Annotated in this window: 20 protein-coding genes; 8 read left to right on the top strand and 12 right to left on the bottom strand. The window is 39.0% G+C overall.

Annotated elements, in window-relative coordinates:
• Positions 1–127: 127 nt before the first annotated feature.
• Positions 128–1,843, bottom strand: coding sequence for a peptide ABC transporter substrate-binding protein (locus MHZ92_RS14785; protein WP_239432483.1), 1,716 nt, complete (start codon positions 1,841–1,843; stop codon positions 128–130).
• Positions 1,844–2,100: 257 nt separating this feature from the next.
• On the opposite strand from MHZ92_RS14785, the gene MHZ92_RS14790 reads away from it, so the two are divergent.
• Positions 2,101–2,445, top strand: a complete 345-nt coding sequence (locus tag MHZ92_RS14790) for a DUF3899 domain-containing protein (RefSeq protein WP_239432484.1) — start codon at positions 2,101–2,103, stop codon at positions 2,443–2,445.
• 402 nt (positions 2,446–2,847) lie between these two features.
• Here the strand turns inward: MHZ92_RS14790 and MHZ92_RS14800 are convergent, their stop codons facing one another.
• Both MHZ92_RS14800 and MHZ92_RS14805 read right to left on the bottom strand, forming a co-directional pair.
• Positions 2,848–3,081, bottom strand: coding sequence for a hypothetical protein (locus MHZ92_RS14800; protein ID WP_239432485.1), 234 nt, complete (start codon positions 3,079–3,081; stop codon positions 2,848–2,850).
• Between the two features lie 65 nt (positions 3,082–3,146).
• Positions 3,147–3,449, bottom strand: coding sequence for a YunC family protein (locus MHZ92_RS14805; RefSeq protein WP_239432486.1), 303 nt, complete (start codon positions 3,447–3,449; stop codon positions 3,147–3,149).
• A 123-nt stretch (positions 3,450–3,572) separates the two neighbouring features.
• Between MHZ92_RS14805 and MHZ92_RS14810 the strand changes: the two genes are divergently transcribed.
• The 4 genes from MHZ92_RS14810 (at position 3,573) to MHZ92_RS14825 (ending at position 5,470) form a co-directional block, all read left to right on the top strand.
• Positions 3,573–4,385, top strand: coding sequence for a S1C family serine protease (locus MHZ92_RS14810; protein WP_239432487.1), 813 nt, complete (start codon positions 3,573–3,575; stop codon positions 4,383–4,385).
• A 58-nt stretch (positions 4,386–4,443) separates the two neighbouring features.
• The gene (locus tag MHZ92_RS14815) at positions 4,444–4,599 is read left to right on the top strand and encodes a DUF1540 domain-containing protein (RefSeq protein ID WP_239432488.1); all 156 of its coding nucleotides are present in this window, start codon (positions 4,444–4,446) and stop codon (positions 4,597–4,599) included.
• Positions 4,600–4,745: 146 nt separating this feature from the next.
• Positions 4,746–5,195, top strand: coding sequence for a hypothetical protein (locus MHZ92_RS14820; RefSeq protein ID WP_239432489.1), 450 nt, complete (start codon positions 4,746–4,748; stop codon positions 5,193–5,195).
• Positions 5,183–5,470 carry a DUF2653 family protein gene (locus MHZ92_RS14825; RefSeq protein ID WP_239432490.1) on the top strand — a complete coding sequence of 96 codons (288 nt, stop codon included), beginning with the start codon at positions 5,183–5,185 and terminating at the stop codon, positions 5,468–5,470. The genes MHZ92_RS14820 and MHZ92_RS14825 overlap by 13 nt, the downstream gene beginning before the upstream one ends.
• A 56-nt stretch (positions 5,471–5,526) precedes the next feature.
• Here MHZ92_RS14825 and MHZ92_RS14830 read toward each other — a convergent pair whose 3' ends face one another.
• Entirely contained in the window at positions 5,527–6,339 is an 813-nt protein-coding gene (locus MHZ92_RS14830; RefSeq protein ID WP_239432491.1) for a VanW family protein, read from the bottom strand.
• Between the two features lie 160 nt (positions 6,340–6,499).
• Between MHZ92_RS14830 and MHZ92_RS14835 the strand changes: the two genes are divergently transcribed.
• On the top strand, positions 6,500–7,405 hold the full coding sequence (locus MHZ92_RS14835) for a hypothetical protein (RefSeq protein ID WP_239432492.1): 906 nt from the start codon (positions 6,500–6,502) through the stop codon (positions 7,403–7,405).
• Between the two features lie 134 nt (positions 7,406–7,539).
• Here MHZ92_RS14835 and MHZ92_RS14840 read toward each other — a convergent pair whose 3' ends face one another.
• The 3 genes from MHZ92_RS14840 to MHZ92_RS14850 are packed head-to-tail and all read right to left on the bottom strand — an operon-like array spanning position 7,540 to position 9,372.
• Positions 7,540–7,869 carry a hypothetical protein gene (locus MHZ92_RS14840; RefSeq protein ID WP_239432493.1) on the bottom strand — a complete coding sequence of 110 codons (330 nt, stop codon included), beginning with the start codon at positions 7,867–7,869 and terminating at the stop codon, positions 7,540–7,542.
• A 58-nt stretch (positions 7,870–7,927) separates the two neighbouring features.
• Positions 7,928–8,728, bottom strand: a complete 801-nt coding sequence (locus MHZ92_RS14845; protein ID WP_239432531.1) for an EcsC family protein — start codon at positions 8,726–8,728, stop codon at positions 7,928–7,930.
• A gap of 32 nt (positions 8,729–8,760) precedes the next feature.
• Positions 8,761–9,372 (bottom strand): protein kinase family protein, encoded by a 612-nt coding sequence (locus tag MHZ92_RS14850; RefSeq protein WP_239432494.1) that lies wholly within the window; start codon positions 9,370–9,372, stop codon positions 8,761–8,763.
• Between the two features lie 469 nt (positions 9,373–9,841).
• Here MHZ92_RS14850 and MHZ92_RS14855 point away from each other — a divergent pair, with 469 nt between their 5' ends.
• Entirely contained in the window at positions 9,842–10,816 is a 975-nt protein-coding gene (locus MHZ92_RS14855; RefSeq protein ID WP_239432495.1) for an LCP family protein, read from the top strand.
• A 34-nt stretch (positions 10,817–10,850) separates the two neighbouring features.
• On the opposite strand, the gene MHZ92_RS14860 is transcribed toward MHZ92_RS14855, so the two are convergent.
• From MHZ92_RS14860 to MHZ92_RS14870, 3 genes are all read right to left on the bottom strand, one after another.
• Positions 10,851–11,720, bottom strand: coding sequence for a YitT family protein (locus MHZ92_RS14860; protein WP_239432496.1), 870 nt, complete (start codon positions 11,718–11,720; stop codon positions 10,851–10,853).
• A 249-nt stretch (positions 11,721–11,969) separates the two neighbouring features.
• The gene (locus tag MHZ92_RS14865) at positions 11,970–12,749 is read right to left on the bottom strand and encodes a transposase (protein ID WP_239432532.1); all 780 of its coding nucleotides are present in this window, start codon (positions 12,747–12,749) and stop codon (positions 11,970–11,972) included.
• 89 nt (positions 12,750–12,838) lie between these two features.
• Positions 12,839–13,054: a hypothetical protein gene (locus tag MHZ92_RS14870; protein WP_239432497.1), complete on the bottom strand. Its 216-nt coding sequence runs from the start codon at positions 13,052–13,054 to the stop codon at positions 12,839–12,841.
• Positions 13,055–13,282: 228 nt separating this feature from the next.
• Here MHZ92_RS14870 and MHZ92_RS14875 point away from each other — a divergent pair, with 228 nt between their 5' ends.
• Positions 13,283–14,503, top strand: a complete 1,221-nt coding sequence (locus MHZ92_RS14875; RefSeq protein ID WP_239432498.1) for an MFS transporter — start codon at positions 13,283–13,285, stop codon at positions 14,501–14,503.
• 26 nt (positions 14,504–14,529) lie between these two features.
• Here MHZ92_RS14875 and MHZ92_RS14880 read toward each other — a convergent pair whose 3' ends face one another.
• Together MHZ92_RS14880 and MHZ92_RS14885 are read right to left on the bottom strand one after the other, a co-directional pair.
• The gene (locus MHZ92_RS14880) at positions 14,530–15,309 is read right to left on the bottom strand and encodes a GNAT family N-acetyltransferase (protein ID WP_239432499.1); all 780 of its coding nucleotides are present in this window, start codon (positions 15,307–15,309) and stop codon (positions 14,530–14,532) included.
• A 177-nt stretch (positions 15,310–15,486) separates the two neighbouring features.
• Complete coding sequence (locus MHZ92_RS14885) at positions 15,487–16,716, bottom strand: dicarboxylate/amino acid:cation symporter (RefSeq protein ID WP_239432533.1); 1,230 nt, start codon at positions 16,714–16,716, stop codon at positions 15,487–15,489.
• Positions 16,717–16,730 lie beyond the last annotated feature (14 nt).

The raw sequence follows: 16,730 nt of genomic DNA on the forward strand, positions 1-16,730 counted from the left end.
TTGAGTAATCAATTTTTTTTCAAATTGAAAACACTTACAAACTTTCACTTTATTACCTTTAAGTAGAAAGAGAGTATATGGATATTCCACCATATACTCTCAATTTAATTAAATTGTCAATGCTTACTTACTCTTTACCAGAGATATAAGCCCACTTGTAGCTATAGTCAGCTCCAAAAGGATGAACTCCAAGATTTTTGAAGTACGGTTTTTCAAGTTGGATCAAACCACGTTGATAGATCGGTGCGATTGCTGCTTCATCTTCAAGAAGAATTTTCTCAGCTTTAGCGAACGCTTCGAAACGTGCTGCAGGATCAAGTGCAAGTTCGCCTTTTGTAGCTTCAATCAACTCATCGTATTCTTTGTTAGAGAAGGACATCAAGTTGTTCGTGCTATCAGTGACGAAGAGATCCATAAATGAAATCGGGTCTTGGAAGTCAGGCCCCCAACCAGAAACTTGGATATCGTAGTCTTGGTTTGTATCAAGTTCCAAACGAACTGAGAATGGAACCTCTTTCAACTTGATTGTCAAACCTTCAAGGTTTCCTTCAAGTTGCGCCTTGAAATACTCGTTCATTTTCTTGGAAAGATCAGTGTCTCCGCCTAGGATTTCAAGTTCCAATTCAGATACACCTAACTCTTCCAAGCCTTTTGCCCAGTATTCTTTAGCTTCTTCCGCATCATATACGAGGTGATCTCCACTAATGTCACGGAAGTCAGTTCCGTTTTCATCATAAGCGAATTCTTTTGGCACAATGTAGTTTGCAGGTACAGAACCATTTGCAAGAACTACATCAGCCAAGTCTTCTTTTTGGAAAGACTTAGCAATTGCTTTACGGATATTAACGTTTGCAAGTGGTGTTTTTTCACCATTGCGTTCTTGGTTAAATTTGAAATAGAAAACAGATGTTTCTGCTTCATGAACTGCTTCTTCATGTGAACCATATTGAAGAGCCAAGTCTCCAGATACGTTAGCACGGTCTTTCTTGCCGTCGTTGTAAAGTTTAACTGCAGTAGCAGAATCTTTAACAACGTCTACGTTGATTGTTTCAAGTTTCACATTTTCTGCATCCCAATAATGTTCGTTCTTTTTGTAGACCCAGCTATCTCCAGTTCCATCCCATTCAGTAAGAATGAAAGGACCGTTGTAAAGCAGGTTGTCCGAGTTCGTTGCATATGCATCGCCTTTAGCTGTGACGAATTCCTCTTTTTGAGGGTAGAATGTTCCGAACGACATGAGTGATAGGAAGTATGGTACTGGGCGTTCCAATGTTACGACCAATGTTTTGTCGTCTTCGGCAACAACGCCAAGTTCAGACACATCCATTTTCTCTTCACTAATTTCTGTTGCGTTTTTGATAACTCCAGACATCATGAATGGACCATAAGGTGATCCAGTTGCAGGATCGATTGCACGTTGCCATGCGAATACGAAATCATGCGCTGTTACAGGTGTTCCATCAGACCATTTTGCATCACGAAGTTTGAATGTGTAAGTAAGTCCATCTTCACTTACTTCCGCTTCCTCTGCTGCCATTGCTGGTTCAGCAACGTTTTCCAAGTTCAAGCGGTACAATCCTTCGTTAACGTTGTTCAATACATTAAATCCTACTGCGTCTTCCACGATTGCGGAGTCAACAGATGGGATTGCTGCAGATTCGATCAAGTTCAAAACTTGTTCTGCATCCGGTTCACCGGATTCTTCTGTTTGTGTCGCTTTGTCGCCTTCATTGCCTGTTGAAGCGTTTTTGTCTTCGTCCTTGTCCTTGCTACCACAAGCTGCAAGAACTACGCTTAGCACTAATGAAAGAGCGAGAAGCAATAGCCATTTGTTTGTCTTCAAAGCATTGACCTCCTTTTGTAATTGTCTGAAGAATTATCACTTTTTATTATACCCTCAAAACATCTTAAGTCAAAGTCTTTTTTAATGATTTTTTCTGAAACAACATAATTATAAAAGAAACAAAAGTCTAACAATTTCAATTGAATTACCACTAAACCTTATATTTACTGGCTTTATTACGAATTGCATTCTTGTCTCAAATGTTATAATATACATGAATAATCAATTATATAAATAATAAAAAAAGAGGTTAGAATATGAAGAATCTTGTAAAAAACATTATTGTAAACCAATTATTAATTTTGGTAGTTGTTTTAATTTTCTATAGAAAGTTGACTATTCTTGACTATATTAACGTTTCTTTCTATATAGGAGCTTCTTACCTTTTCTTCGGAATCCTCATTTTAATATTCCAATCTGGCTTCTTTGATTTCTTTTCGACGAGTATTAAAAAGGTTTTCTATCGTAAATATGCGCAAAGTGAAATCACTAATATGCGCGCGCCTTCTGAAGTTGTAACGTTGAAATCGTCTTTCTTTTTCCGTTCCGGACTACCGATCATTTTACTCATGTTTGTCGCATTATTCTTCTACTCAATTTAGTATTAGATGAAGTCTTTACACTGGAATATATTTTCATTGATACTTTCCGGAAATATGTGTACTATATATATAAGCTGCATTGTTCGTATACACATTAAGTTTTAACCTTTAAGCTGTAAAAGGGAGTTTTATATCGGGACAGGAATGGTAAGCCTGGTTCAGTATTAATCAGGACGGACAGGATCGTCTCTGCGAACACCCACTTTGAGGAGTGGTGGTTTAAAACTTTCATGATTAACGATACGGCAAAGGCGGCTTTTTATTATGATCATTAACAAACATCAGCGTTTTTGGCTGGTGTTTTTTTTCATTTACAGAAATACGGATATTTTTTTTGACTGGGGACATCATACATCATGTAAGTGATAGCATTTCACTTAACAAAAAATTAAAGGAGATGTCTCACACATGAATAATCGACAAGACGATCGAAACAACCGAAACAACCGCAACAACGAGAGAAACAACAACGACAACAACAGAAACAGAAACACAGAGTTTGCTGATGATTTCTTCGGACAAAACAACAACGACAATAACAACAGGAACAGAAACGACAGAAACGAGAGAAACAACAACGATAACGATCGAAACAACCGCAATAACCGTAACAACAACCGCTAACAAAAAAAACACCCGCATCGCTTCCTATAGCGATGCGGGTCAATTTATTTAACGACTTTATAGTTTCGACTTACGATTCACACCATTTTTAACAACGCCTCTTCCCCAATCATTCCAATTTTGATGCCTAGTGCCTCAGCTTCAATTGTTACCGATTCAAGTGGTGCCTTTAATAGCTGCTCGATCGTCTTCACTCCAACAGCCCTGCCGGCTATGATTTTACGATCCGCCAATACATTGTTCAATAGGCCGACATCCAAAGCACCGCACATAATATAGCCCTTTTCATTTGAAACTGTTAATAACGTCGTTTTCGGCAATCGAACAGTTACCGCCGTAAACGGATGCCCTTCGATAAGTATAGGAGTTAATGTGACCAAACCGCTCCCCCCTTTCCCCTCTATACATATGGACTTTACTTCAGAATTGTGCCCCTATATGCCTTCCGTATTTCACTGCTATAATAGGAGTACCTAACGAAAGCATAGAGGAAGTGATGCAGGATGATAGATGAAAAGAAGGAAGAACAAATACATACAGATGACAAACATTTTGAGGATTTAAGCGAAGAAGAAATAAATGAACTAGTGCTACAAGCACAGCGGGAAGCTCTATTGGAAAAACAAGAAGAATCTGCAACAGAAAAGAAAATTCCGAAATGGTTCATCTGGCTCTTATCTATAACGCTATTCCTTAGCACATTCGCTGGGCTCTTCCAAGTTTTCTCGATACCAGCCATCGATTTTCTAAGGACGTCAGCATCATTATCTAAAGAGGAACATATTTCAGCCTATAAGAAAGCGGTTGTCGTTGTCGTTACAGAAGACGGAAAAGGAACAGGTTTTTCTGTTTCAAGCGATGGAACTATAATGACCAACTATCATGTTATCGAAGACAATACATCCATTTCGATTGTCTTTCCCGATGATGGCCGTTATGAGGCAACCGTGAAAGAAACGTTCCCGACGATTGACTTGGCAGTTCTTGAGATAGATGGGGACGGTCTTCCTGCACTTGACATCGATACTTCCGCAAAATTAGAAACGGATGATCCGATTACTTTTATTGGGAATCCTCTCAGCTTTAAAGGGATTGCAAATGTTGGCTCCATTGTGGCACCGATCAAGCTTTCCGGTTGGACAGAAGAAGTAATGATGATCAAAGCCCCTGTCTACCGTGGAAATAGCGGCAGCCCTGTTCTGAATGAAGATGGAAAAGTAATTGGAATTATTTTCGCCACGCTGGACCATCAGGAACATGGCAAAGTCGGTTTATTTATCCCTGCAGCATTGCTGAATGACTTTGAATTGGAGTAAAAAGATTCGAGCATCATTCGTACTTTTTGTGGAACGATACAAGTACGGAGGTGAGAGGATGACTCAGCGAATATTATGCGAAGTTAACAACTGTACGTACTGGGGAGACGGCAATAAGTGTCATGCGGAAGTCATTTACGTTGTCAGCCAAACCGGAGATCAAGCGGGCGACAGTGAAGACACCGATTGTAAAACGTTTAAACCTGAGGAGTAAGTAACAAGGAAGAATGCAGGTCATAAGAGACCTGCATTCTTCCTTTAATTTTTTTTGCAAAGCAAACTATTATTTATTTACATTAAATTATTTTATACTATAGTAATATAGATATTAATTTAGCATACAAACGGAGGTTAACGGATTTGAAAAAAGTACTATCAGCTTTGATTGTTTTGACTATAGTCATGTCACCAATCGGCGGTTTTATACTGAACGACCAGGCAACTACTGTTGAAGCGAAAAGATACAAATCAGGGAAGAAAAGCTTTAACATGGATCAAAACAACTTCAATAAACCGAAAGTGGATAAGAAACAGGATGATAAACAGGATGAGAACACTTCATTCAGTAAATCTTCGAAAGCAGATTCCTCTAAAGGAGGTTTCTCCTCTGGCGGCCTTATGCGTGGTTTAATGGTCGGAGGGATTGCAGGACTTCTTTTCGGAAGCTTATTTGCTAATATGGGAGTGCTTGGTTCAGTGTTAGGGTTTTTAATTAATATGTTGGCGATCATTTTTATCATTATGATGATTCGAAAGATCTTTATTGTGCTTAAAACAAAGAGAGAAAAGGCTAATCCATGGCAAAATTAATGCTGTCTGAGCAAGATATTGTTAATGCGATCTGTATGGATCAAGCCAGGCAACTTAATGTTCTTCCCGAAGACATTGAGGTGGAGCTTGAATATGATGATTATGAATTTACTGCAGAAGTAGAATTCCGATATCAAAAACGAGTTCTTGGTTCATTCGACATGATTCAGGCGATTCGTTTCTATATTAAGGAAGTGTTACAGGAAGATCCTTATGCTGCAGGCATAAAATTACTTTTGGATAGAGATGAAGGGATTATTGCCTCAATTCAATGATATTAGCGATAGATCAAAGCCGTGCGGTGTTTACCGCCCGGCTTTTTTATTATCAATTATTTGCTGTTAACTAACTGCCTTTCAAACACTTCATATTTCACTTCAGAATTATTTTTCATTACAAGTTCTTCATGCACAAAATCTCCTGTCCTTTTGTTGACAATTCGCCTCCATATTTCGTTCTGCCTAAAAGTCTTTCCGCCTTTCTTATAAAATTGATGGTCTCTTTCTTCTATATGATAACTATGGGCAACTTCTTCGTTTGAATAAATAGCACCTTTTAAATGACGGTCTGTCACCCATACACGGATTTGAAAAGCATACTCCGTTGTATTCTTAAATTGTAAATCAACATAATTATAGAAAACGCTTGCGCCGCTTCCGAATGGAAGTACTCTGCCCTCATCCGGAAATGGATCAAAACTGTGATGATGTCTTTCAATAACAGTCATTGGAGTATGTAGCACCATCCAGTATAATAGGTTGGCCAACTGACAAATGCCGCCACCTATTCCTGTTTTCACTTCTCCCCTTGAAAGCTGCATTCCTTCGATATAACCTTTTCTTTTTGTCGCTCTTCCCACTAATTCCCAAAACGAAAATATTTCACCTGGCTGTATAATGATGCCGTCAATACGACTTGCTGCTATAGACAAATTTACTATTTTATTTTCCTGTAATATCGGATCACTATTCCCTAGCCTTCTACGTAATAGCGATTGATGTTTTTTGCATGTGAAAAGGAAGCTGGATTCAGCCTTTTGTTTTGCAAATTTCTTTCGATCTCTCCAATTCTTTAAATAACGGAAAAATCTCTTTTGCTCGATTCGAGCATAATAAAAAAACGGATGAATCTCTGACAATCGCATTTCTATTCTCCCCTTGTTACTAACATGCACACTCCTCTACTTTATTCACCTTTCATACATTTCTTTCCTTCTTATAAGAGAAAATTATTTTAGCTTTTACATATTTTAAATGTTCCGAATGATACAATAAGATAAATGTGAAAAAGGGCGGTAATGTTAAATGAAAAAAAGGAAGACTAAAAAGCGATTACCATTTATAGCGTGGCTCGGAGCATCGTTTATTATATTTGTTGCTGTAGTCAACACAATACCGAGTCTCGTTACGAGCACTACAAATATCCCGGTTGTTGGCAAGATCGTAAAAGCAGTTAATTTCGATGATTTTATGATGAATAAAAATGAAGATTTGCAAGAAGAAGTAAATATAGAAAGCGTAAACTTCACGCAGTATGGAAATCCGGTTCAAGAACTATCTTTTAATGAAGGTATAGCAACTGGAGGAGAAATTACTGATAACATTAACGTAAATTCCATTTCCATTTTGAATGAAAACAATGCGGAACATATCGTAATAGGCTTTGCTCTAAGGGATGAAAACAAGCCCTTACTAGCTGCCCCTTATTTTGAGATTGAATATGACGAGAATCCTTATACGATGACTTTTTCCATTTATGGCGCTAGAGCTTTCGATGCCAACGATTTTAAAAACTTGAAAAAAAGCGATTTTATAATGGATGCCTATGAGCTCTTCACGCCTGATGATTCATTAATCCGCTTTGTCATCGTTTTTAAAGGACCTGTTTTCATCGAAGGTAAAGAATATGCAGACCCAGCAAACATTATCGTCACCGTTTTTGAAGATATGCATGTAAAGGATGTGAAGCAATATGCTATCCGAACAGCTCCGTATCTATTTGGCGGAGAAATTGCCATCCTAGAGGAATACTTGCATGAAGAAGAAGGCATTCGAATTTTACGGGAAAGCGGAATCTTATTTTCAACTTGGGAAAGTGAATTTTATATCGAAGCAGGGATGTTTAACAAGCGGGAGGAGGCGGAGAAAAAAGCTAGTGAAATAAATGAAAAATTCGGGTCTGACATTCAAGTATACGTAGAGGAAAGGTGAATAAACCCCTTCGGATATCATCGCGAGAATGGAAAACGATTTGTCGTTTTTCATTCTCGTATTTTTCATCTTCGAAGCCATGAATTTCCTTTACATATCTTCTGGATCTGGCACCTGAATATGCCTTCATCGCTTTATTGCCCAATTCGTACTAAGTCGTTCATATATTCCACTGACACGATTTCCTTTTCAAAATACAAATATATGTCATCTAGCTGTACGTTTATTTCTTCCAAATCAAGTGCTTCGTTGAACAGATATTCATAATAGACCGATTCATAATCCGTTTTGATAAGGATCCGTAATACTTGGAGCGGTTGTCGACCGGCGGTATCTTCGTCCGATAATATCGGCTCCTCCAAACTATAATTTGCCTGGTTGACGTATATTTTTCCTTTAACACGTTTATCCATCATCGCCATTGCAAAATCCTTTAGTTCTTTCAAATCCGTAATTTGTTTCAAGATCATACCTCCTTTATTTCCACGCTTCTTACTCCATTCCCTATCCTTAACGTTCTATTCATGGATTATATTGGCCAAGCCTCTCAATTAGCCTTCTTTTTCGATAAAGCATATTGCCTGCTTCAGCTATATCGTTTACAGCCGAGCGATTTATGAAAGCCCCAAACACGAGACCCGCTATCGGAATCATTTGAAATAACTTTTTCCATCCGAATTGATCCCGATAAGAAAAAACAACTTCTCGCCAGCCTTGCAATTCAGACAGCACTTCACGTTTTGAAGCGGCATTAGGACCATCAAATTGAGACAATTGAGCAAGAATCGCTTGTTTACCTACAATATCGGAGGAAACGAATTGTAAGCACTTCACGACAAATAGACGCTCCTCTTTGCTATTCGGATCATAACCATAACAAATCGCAATGTCCTGCAAAGTTTTCAGTTGCAAACTGAGCAATAGCGGGATATCGACTGTTAATGTGAATACTCCCCCAATGCCGGTACTAGCTCCTTGTACTGTTGCGAGCTTTTTTCTATTGTTTGCTATTTTTTCGACAGCGGCATCCATTGTTGAAACGGGAAGCTCTTTTACCTGATCCAACGTTTGCACATCCAAAAGAGGATAATAATTTGGGATGTTGGAAACGGAACTTAAATAACGGCCTCCCGTCTGAATGTATTGGCCGAGCTCGTCCAAGAGGGTGCCTATTTTCTTTTGGATAAAATCAGGTGTCCATTTATCTAACAGTTTAAATGGCAAACGCCCAAGCTTTTCCCAAAACCATAAATCACTTTGACTCTTCTCCCAATCCTCTACTGCCTTAAGTTCTTTCAACAACCATTCTTTTGATTCATTCATTCCATTTTCCCCGCTTTCTTTACTGATAATTGTCATCTTAGAGTATAGGATGGGATCCATCCTTTTTTATAAAGCCATGCAATTCCATTTAACAAGGCGGCCGGGATTTTCTTCGGAAAGAAGCGTTTGCAATAAAATTGACGATAAGCCTTTTTCAAGTTATTCCATTGACGACAGTCTTTCTTTTGTCTAAACCGCGCAACATCAATTATCTTAATTTTACCATACGTCGTAATGATAATATTCTTTAAGTGAATATCGGAAGGATTGAGACCCCGTGCAGATGCCAATGAAAGAGCACGATCAATTTCTGTTATATGGACAGGTGTTATGAGTTTCCCTTTGTTGATACATTCAAAAAGTGTAGAGCCTTCGATGTAATCCATTACAATAAAATTAGCTCCTGAGGCAAAGATTGAAGGAAAATATTCGATATCCTTAAGTTCTTCGTAGATTTCTGCTTCCTCCTTTGCAATATACGTTAATTTAGGGAAAAACACTTTCATCGCTTTCCTTGTAGACTTTATCTGAAACACAAACGCACTCCTACCCGTCCCAATGTGTAGTAATGAATCATCATAATCCACTAAGCGGTTTTTACTATTTATCTTAACAGTCCTTGCAAGCTCTTCATAAGTATCCAAAATTCGCCCTCCAATATGAATAAAAAAAACGATATAACCAATTATTGGTCATATCGTCTCAAAAAAGACCTCACCAAATAATCGGTAAGGTCTCGCAACAACAGATGTTGTCAACAAAGCCGAGAGTGTGGACACTCCGTGATGACGACTTTGTTGTCTAGCTACTCCCCTTAATGGAAGTTAATTATAATATTGTAGACCCAGTATAAATACAATTGGTCTTAGAGTCAATTCATGCGGCTTTCTCCGGTAAAATATATTATGACTTTAGGAATATAAGCAGCCTAGCAAGGGTACTAGATGCATAAGTAGAAATTGGAAGTTTTTATTTCATCTAAAATCAAAACTTTTTACAAGATGGTACGTCTATATGTAGTGGAAGTTGTCCTTGCCCATGAAGCAATTCGGTGTTATGATACGCGTGCTAAACAATCTTGTAATAGATTTCTAAGAGTAGGTGGTGATTCAAATGAGTAGAATCGAAATTCGAAAGAAGAAAAAGAAGAAAAAGCTCGGTATTTTTATCGGTATTGCCTTAGTCTTACTAGGACTAGGCGTGTATTACTGGTTTGATCAATATAATCAAGGCTTATCACTTGCTGAAGAAGGCACATTGAAAGAGCAGAATGTGGATTTTGGGATTTTTGACGGTCCCGAACCCCAATTCGGCGAAATCAATATAATGTTGCTTGGTTCCGATGCTCGAAAAGATGAAGATGGTCGTTCGGATACATTGATGATTGCAAATTACAATCAAAAAACCGAAAAAGTGAAACTAATATCGATCATGCGTGATACGTATGTTGAAATTCCCGGATACGGAATGCATAAAATGAACTCTGCATATACTCTTGGAGGACCAGAACTCGTACGCAAGACCATCAAAGAAAACTTCAATTTGGATGTTCATTATTATGCAATGGTCGATTTCAATGGGTTTCCTAAAATTGTAGATTTAATTGCTCCGGATGGTATTGAAGTCGACATCCCCTATACGATGTCGCACGGAATTTATATGACACTTCATCCAGGAGTTCAAAGACTGCACGGAGATCAGCTTTTAGGTTATGTACGATTCCGCCACGATAGCCAGAACGACTTCGGTCGGGTGGCACGGCAACAAGAAGTGCTCTCAAAATTGAAGGACGAAGCTGTCGGTGTACACAGTATCATGAATTTGCCAAAATTGTTAGGAGCAGCTGATGCTTATATTGATACGAATCTTGACAAAATGACGATGCTTTCTATCGGTAAAGGGATTTTAGACAATAAATCCGAAAAAATCGATACCCTTCGAATTCCTGTAAACAACTCTTTCAGAGATAAAAGCACCAAAGTTGGTGATGTCCTTGAAATTGACTTCGAAAAAAATATCGAGGAATTGAACAAATTTCTAGAGGGTACAACTGAAACTGTCAATGCAATGGAAAACGAGAAACAATAAAAAAAGGTATCCCAATTTAGAAGGGATACCTTTTTTATGATGATTGTCGTTCTAGCGATTCGCCTTCCCTTCTGAAGAAACCGAAAATCCCGACAGTCTGGACGACATTTGTGAATGCTTGAGGATCAACTTCTTTAATGATTTTTTCCAGGTCATATAATTCATATCTCGTGATCACCAAATAGAGCATGTTTTTCTCTTCCTTCGAATAGGCGCCTCTCGCTGGCACAATTGTAATGCCTCGCACCATTTTCTGATGGATTGCTTGTTGCAACTCATCAGCCTTATGGGTGATGATCATTGCTGTTACTTTTTCATGGCGGGTATGGATCATATCGATGACAGCTGTCGTAACATATAGTGCAGCCATCGTATAAAGGGCATTCTCAGGCTCATATAATATTCCTGCAAAGACAATAATGATTCCATTTAATAATAAGAAATAAGTTCCAATAGGCTTGTCTTGTAGTCGTGACAATACCATAGCAACAATATCCATCCCACCTGTCGAAGCACCGAGTTTCAACGATAGACCGACCCCGATACCTCCAATCACTCCACCAAATACTGCGTTCAGAATAATATCATCGGAAATGGAGAGAACCGGCAAAATCTCCAGAAAAATTGTTGCAAAAACGACTGAGACGATGCTGTAAATGGTAAATCCTCTGCCAACTTTGAACCAACCTAATATGATTACAGGAATATTGAATATGAACAGAAGAACCCCTGTACTGATTTCAATACCCAATTGATCATGTAAGAAGCTTGAAACGAGCTGTGCCGCTCCAGCGAATCCGCTTGCATAGACATTTGCGTTGATCAGGAAAAAGTTCAATGATATCGCCAATAGGAAAGAACCGAAAATGACGACAATAATACGTTTTGCTTCAATAAAAAACATAAGTACCTCCTCAATATCACAATAGCCTTTTGATTATACTCTATTCGTAAAATAATTTCCCTGTTTGACCACTAAAAAAACACCAGTACAGTACTGGCGTTTGGTTGATCGTCTGTTTTGTGAACCACCCACCACTTAACACCCTTTCGGGTTGTTTGAAATGGGGGCTTCTCGACTTATCGTTGCTTTTACAAGCCAACAAAAACTGACCGAGCTAACCCTCTTGTTCCAAGAGTTTTTGTTTTGACTTCATGGTAATGCCAACATCAATTTCCCTTCATTTTTGATGTTGATTGCAGCGTTCCAATCCCTGTCGCGCACGAAGCCGCATTCACAGGAGTAGAGTCGTTCTGAAAGGGCAACATTTTTTACATGTCCGCAATTTGAGCAGGTTTTGGTTGAAGGGAACCACTTGTTGATTTTGACGAGGTGCTTTCCTTGTTCCAAGAGCTTATAGTGCAGGAACGTGGTGAACATTCCCCATCCATTATCCGCAACACTTTTACCAAAGTGAAGGGATTGCGACATCCCTTTCATATTAAGGTCTTCGATGACAACACAGTCGTAACGGCTTGCCAACTGACATGATTTTTTGTGTAGGAAGTCCCTTCGTTGATTCGCCACCCGTTCATGCAATGCAGCGACTTTGATTCGCTGTTTTTCGTAGCGGGCGGAGCCTTTCGTCCTGCGTGAAAGGACTTTCTGTTCCTTTGCAAGTTTTTTTTGTGTCTGCCGAAAGAAGCGAGGGTGATTGGCTTTCTCACCCTGCTCGCTTTCAACATACAGGCTGTCCATCGCAAAGTCGAGTCCAACAATGGCTTTGATTTCTTTCGGAATTGGTTTGTGTTCATATTCTGTCAGAATGGAGATATGATATTTGTCATCTTTGAATTGCTCGTAGGTTTCCTTGCGTTCAGCAAGCATCTTATTATAGACGAAACGGACACAACCAAAGGTCTTCCTTATAAGTTGCTCCTGGTCTTTTGTTGGATAGATCCGAAATTTGTATGCTTTATTTGCCACTCCAATCACCTCAATTCAGAGTTATAGGAATACCTGTTCCTATTATACCAATCAAAAGAGGTGTTGGCTATCGCCAACCGAAATTCATCTCCCTCTTACCGTGGGGCTTTGCCCTTCACACGTTTGAAGAGGGAGACTTCTTTCGGGAATCTGTTAAATTCAACATAAAATAATGATGTAATTCCAAATAAAAGAATAAGTGAAGTGAGTCCGATCAATGCCCCTTCCATGTCAAATCCTTTAAAAAAGGATATTGCTGAGATGCTTACGACAGAACCTACTAACAGTGCCAACATCATAATTCGAAGCATAGTCTTCATCCTCCCTAACTTTCCAATGAATGAGAAACGTTCTCAAATACAGTTTACATCAATTGAGAACAACTATCAATGAAAAACAATAGGCCCTTATCATATGCAAATAATATACGATATATGATTTTTTTGGCTATCAAACAGAAAAGAGTCTTGTATTTCGAGAAACGAAGTATATAATTCAGATTATGAGCTTATACAAATGAATAGAAATGTGGAGAGACTATGCGTACATACAATGAGAAAATCAGCATTTACCACGGGATGGCATCGACCATCGCATTAAATTTTTCAAACAACTTTTTTCCAATCTTTGCAATCACCATTTTAGGTGCGACGAATTACCAAGTCGGTTTGATCAGTTCACTCCCGCCTTTGATGGCATTAATTATGACGATTCCTGCAGCGATTTTATTAAATCGGGCACAAAAACAGAAGAAACTAGTTGCGATGTCCGTTCTACTGGCCCGCCTTATGTTTCTCCTCATCATCGGAATCATATACATGCCTTCCCCTTCGACGCATGCATGGCTCTTTTTAGGAATCATTGCATTCATGAGCTTACCAAATACAGTTGCTAATATTGGATGGCAGACATTAATTAGCGGACTTGTCGAGGAATCTAGACGTGGGGCATTTTTCAGCGATCGGAATAGATTGTTGACAATTGTAGGTTTGATTTCAACACTTATTATCGGAGTGTTAATGAAAGATGCTTCGGCGAGTGTAACTGCCTACCAATTTCTGTTTGGAATCGCTTTTTGTTTTGGGATGCTTGAAGTTTTCTTATTGATGAAGCACGAAGAAGAGCCTTCAAAGACGGATGGTTCACTATTGAAAAAGAAAACGATGGACTGGTCAATCTTCAAGTACAAGAACTACGTCTCATTCCTAATTGCTGCGCTATTCTTCAATTTCGCCTGGCAGATGGCTTGGGGCATATTTAATATTTATCATGTCCGATTCGTCGGGGTGACAATTTTCTGGGTAAGTATGTTCTCTGTCGGTAGCATGTTAGCACAATTCCTGTCCTTTCCTCTTTGGAAGAAATGGGCGGAAAAAAGATCGAATACATTAGTTTTTGTGTGGGCAGCAGTTGGAATGGCAACAACTCCGTTTCTGACAGTCCTCTCGACAAATGTGTATTACATCGCTTTGGTTCAGACGTCTTCAGGGTTTTTCCTGGCGGGTGTCGTATTATTATTGTTCAACTTGTTATTGGAACAATCCCCTGATCATGTCCGGACGTATTGCATAACGACATACAATGTATTGTTATCGATAGTTGCTTTCATAGCTCCTCAAATCGGCATCTGGTTACTGGAGCAGTTAGGTGTTGAAGTTGCTATGTATATCAATTCCACGCTACGATTTTTGAGTGCAGGATTGTTTTTTATTGTTTATGTGAAATTTACAAGGAAGAAAAAAGTAGAGTCCATTTCCTAACATGGGCTCTACTTTTTTGTACTTCATTAACTTGTTGGATGTTCCGGTGATTGGCAGCCATAGGTGTAGGCAAGGCATCGAAATCCGTGTTTTTCTAATATTGGTCTGCTCATTTGACTTGCGTCAACAGTAAGGAATTGATAGCCCTTTTCGATTGCTTTAGCAGCCCTGATAGCTAAAAGTGATGTATAAAACCCTTTGCCGCGATAATCAGGTAACGTTGACCCACCCCACAGACTTGCGAATGAAGAATTCTTTTCTAAGTAGACCCATGCAGCACTGACTAATTGGTCTTTATCATAAACCCCATATAGATAGAGAGAATCCGGGTCATTTTGTTTATCTCTCCACAACCGGTCTCCTAACTCATTATGCGATTCTTCCCAAATGTTATCTAGTAAAGCGATGATTTCCCGAATCCCCTTCTCATCAACAATTTCCTGTACGTCTGTTTCTTCTTGTTGGGGAAATGGATGCATATCGGTAATTTCCATAACCATTAGAGATTCTCGAGGTTCAATCGTAAAGCCCCGCTGTTCAAGGATGTCTTTCAAATGAGCTGGTTTGTCATAGCTATACACTTTCCATTCAAACCCCACACCGAGTCGATTGAAATAACTCAACTCTTCCTGAATGATTTCGTCTGCATTCTCTTCATTTAAATTGGAATGTATGACAAATCCTCTTTCTCCATGCATCGATACATGTCGGACTACATGTTCAGTTTCCTCACGCCGATAGCCTGGTGAATGGAGGTTTTGCCTTAATTCCTTGTCAAATAATAATCGTAACTCTTCCTTTTCCATAATCCCATCTCCCTACAAATGGTATATCCATGCAGTGCATGGGTAATTATAATGGTATATCGGTAACATCATCATTTCATTTAGATATTATCTACTTTTTTAAAATTAAAAGGCACTTTCATTCCTCTATGAAAAAAACCCTCCAAGCGGTGATAGGAGGGTTAACTATTATTCATTCTAGATTACCTCTTCTGCATCCATCCAATTACTTCCTTCTATATGCCTCGTTACAATCATTCCAGCGACAGTGTCCCCTGTGGAATTTAACATTGTGGCAGGTGGATCGACGACTACACCGATTGCAGAAATGATCGGTAACGCCACTAATGGCAAACCGTACATCGTAACAATCACCATTTCACCAATAAACCCTCCACCTGGGATTCCACTCATTACTACACCCGACAATAATGAAATGCCAATAGCAGTTAGAAATGTGCCGATTCCTGTGAAGTCCATGTTAAATACGCCAAATACAAAAGCAATTTTCAACATGGCTGATAAACAAGAGCCGTCCATATGAATGGTCGCACCTAATGGTAAAACCATCTCACGTATATCTTTAGGAATACCAATATTCTTTGCAGCTTGCAAATTCACAGGCAATGTCGCAAAGCTGCTCCCTGTTCCAAGAGCTGTTGCAGCGGGTGTTAAAATGTTTTTCCAGAACCGACTAACTCCTTTTCGACCGCCCGCTATAAAGGCATATAAGGTAAATCCAACTGCAAAGTATGCAAAAGCGACAGGGTAATATAGGATAAATGCTTGTGCATAATCACCGATCAATTCTGTTCCAAAAGAACCTATTAATGCAGCAAAATAAGCTCCTAAGCCGATTGGTGCATAATACATGATTAATTGTATAATCTTCATGAACACTTCTGAGCCACTAGTAAGGAATTTGGCGAAAGGTCTTCCCGTTTCCCCTAATAGACTTGTAGCGACTCCGACGAGAATTGCAAAAACGATAAGGGCCATCATATTTTTCCGACTAAATAATTCAACAAAATCTGGAACAGTAAACGTGCTGATTAGTTGTTGGGAAAGTGTTAACTTCTCAACATTTTCTGGTTCGACAAGGGAGATGGACGTTGCGGAGCCGACTGGAAAAATAAGTACAGCTACGAGCATCACAAATGAGGCAATAATTCCAGTCACAACAAAAACCGTCAACATGGAGCTCATAATTTTCCCTAGTCTACGCATGCTCTCCATATTGGCCACCGCAGATGAAATAGAGAAAAAAACAAGCGGGACGACAACCATGAACAATAAATTTAGAAAAACATCTCCAAAAGGCTTTAATAAGTTTGCATTTTCACCAAAGATGATTCCAATAATTGATCCGATAATAATTGATGCTAGCAAAATGAGTGGAAATCGATAAGCTTTTAATTTGTTCAATATTTCTCCCCCTTTTC

Source organism: Sporosarcina sp. ACRSL (assembly GCF_022346605.1).
Classification (GTDB): domain Bacteria; phylum Bacillota; class Bacilli; order Bacillales_A; family Planococcaceae; genus Sporosarcina.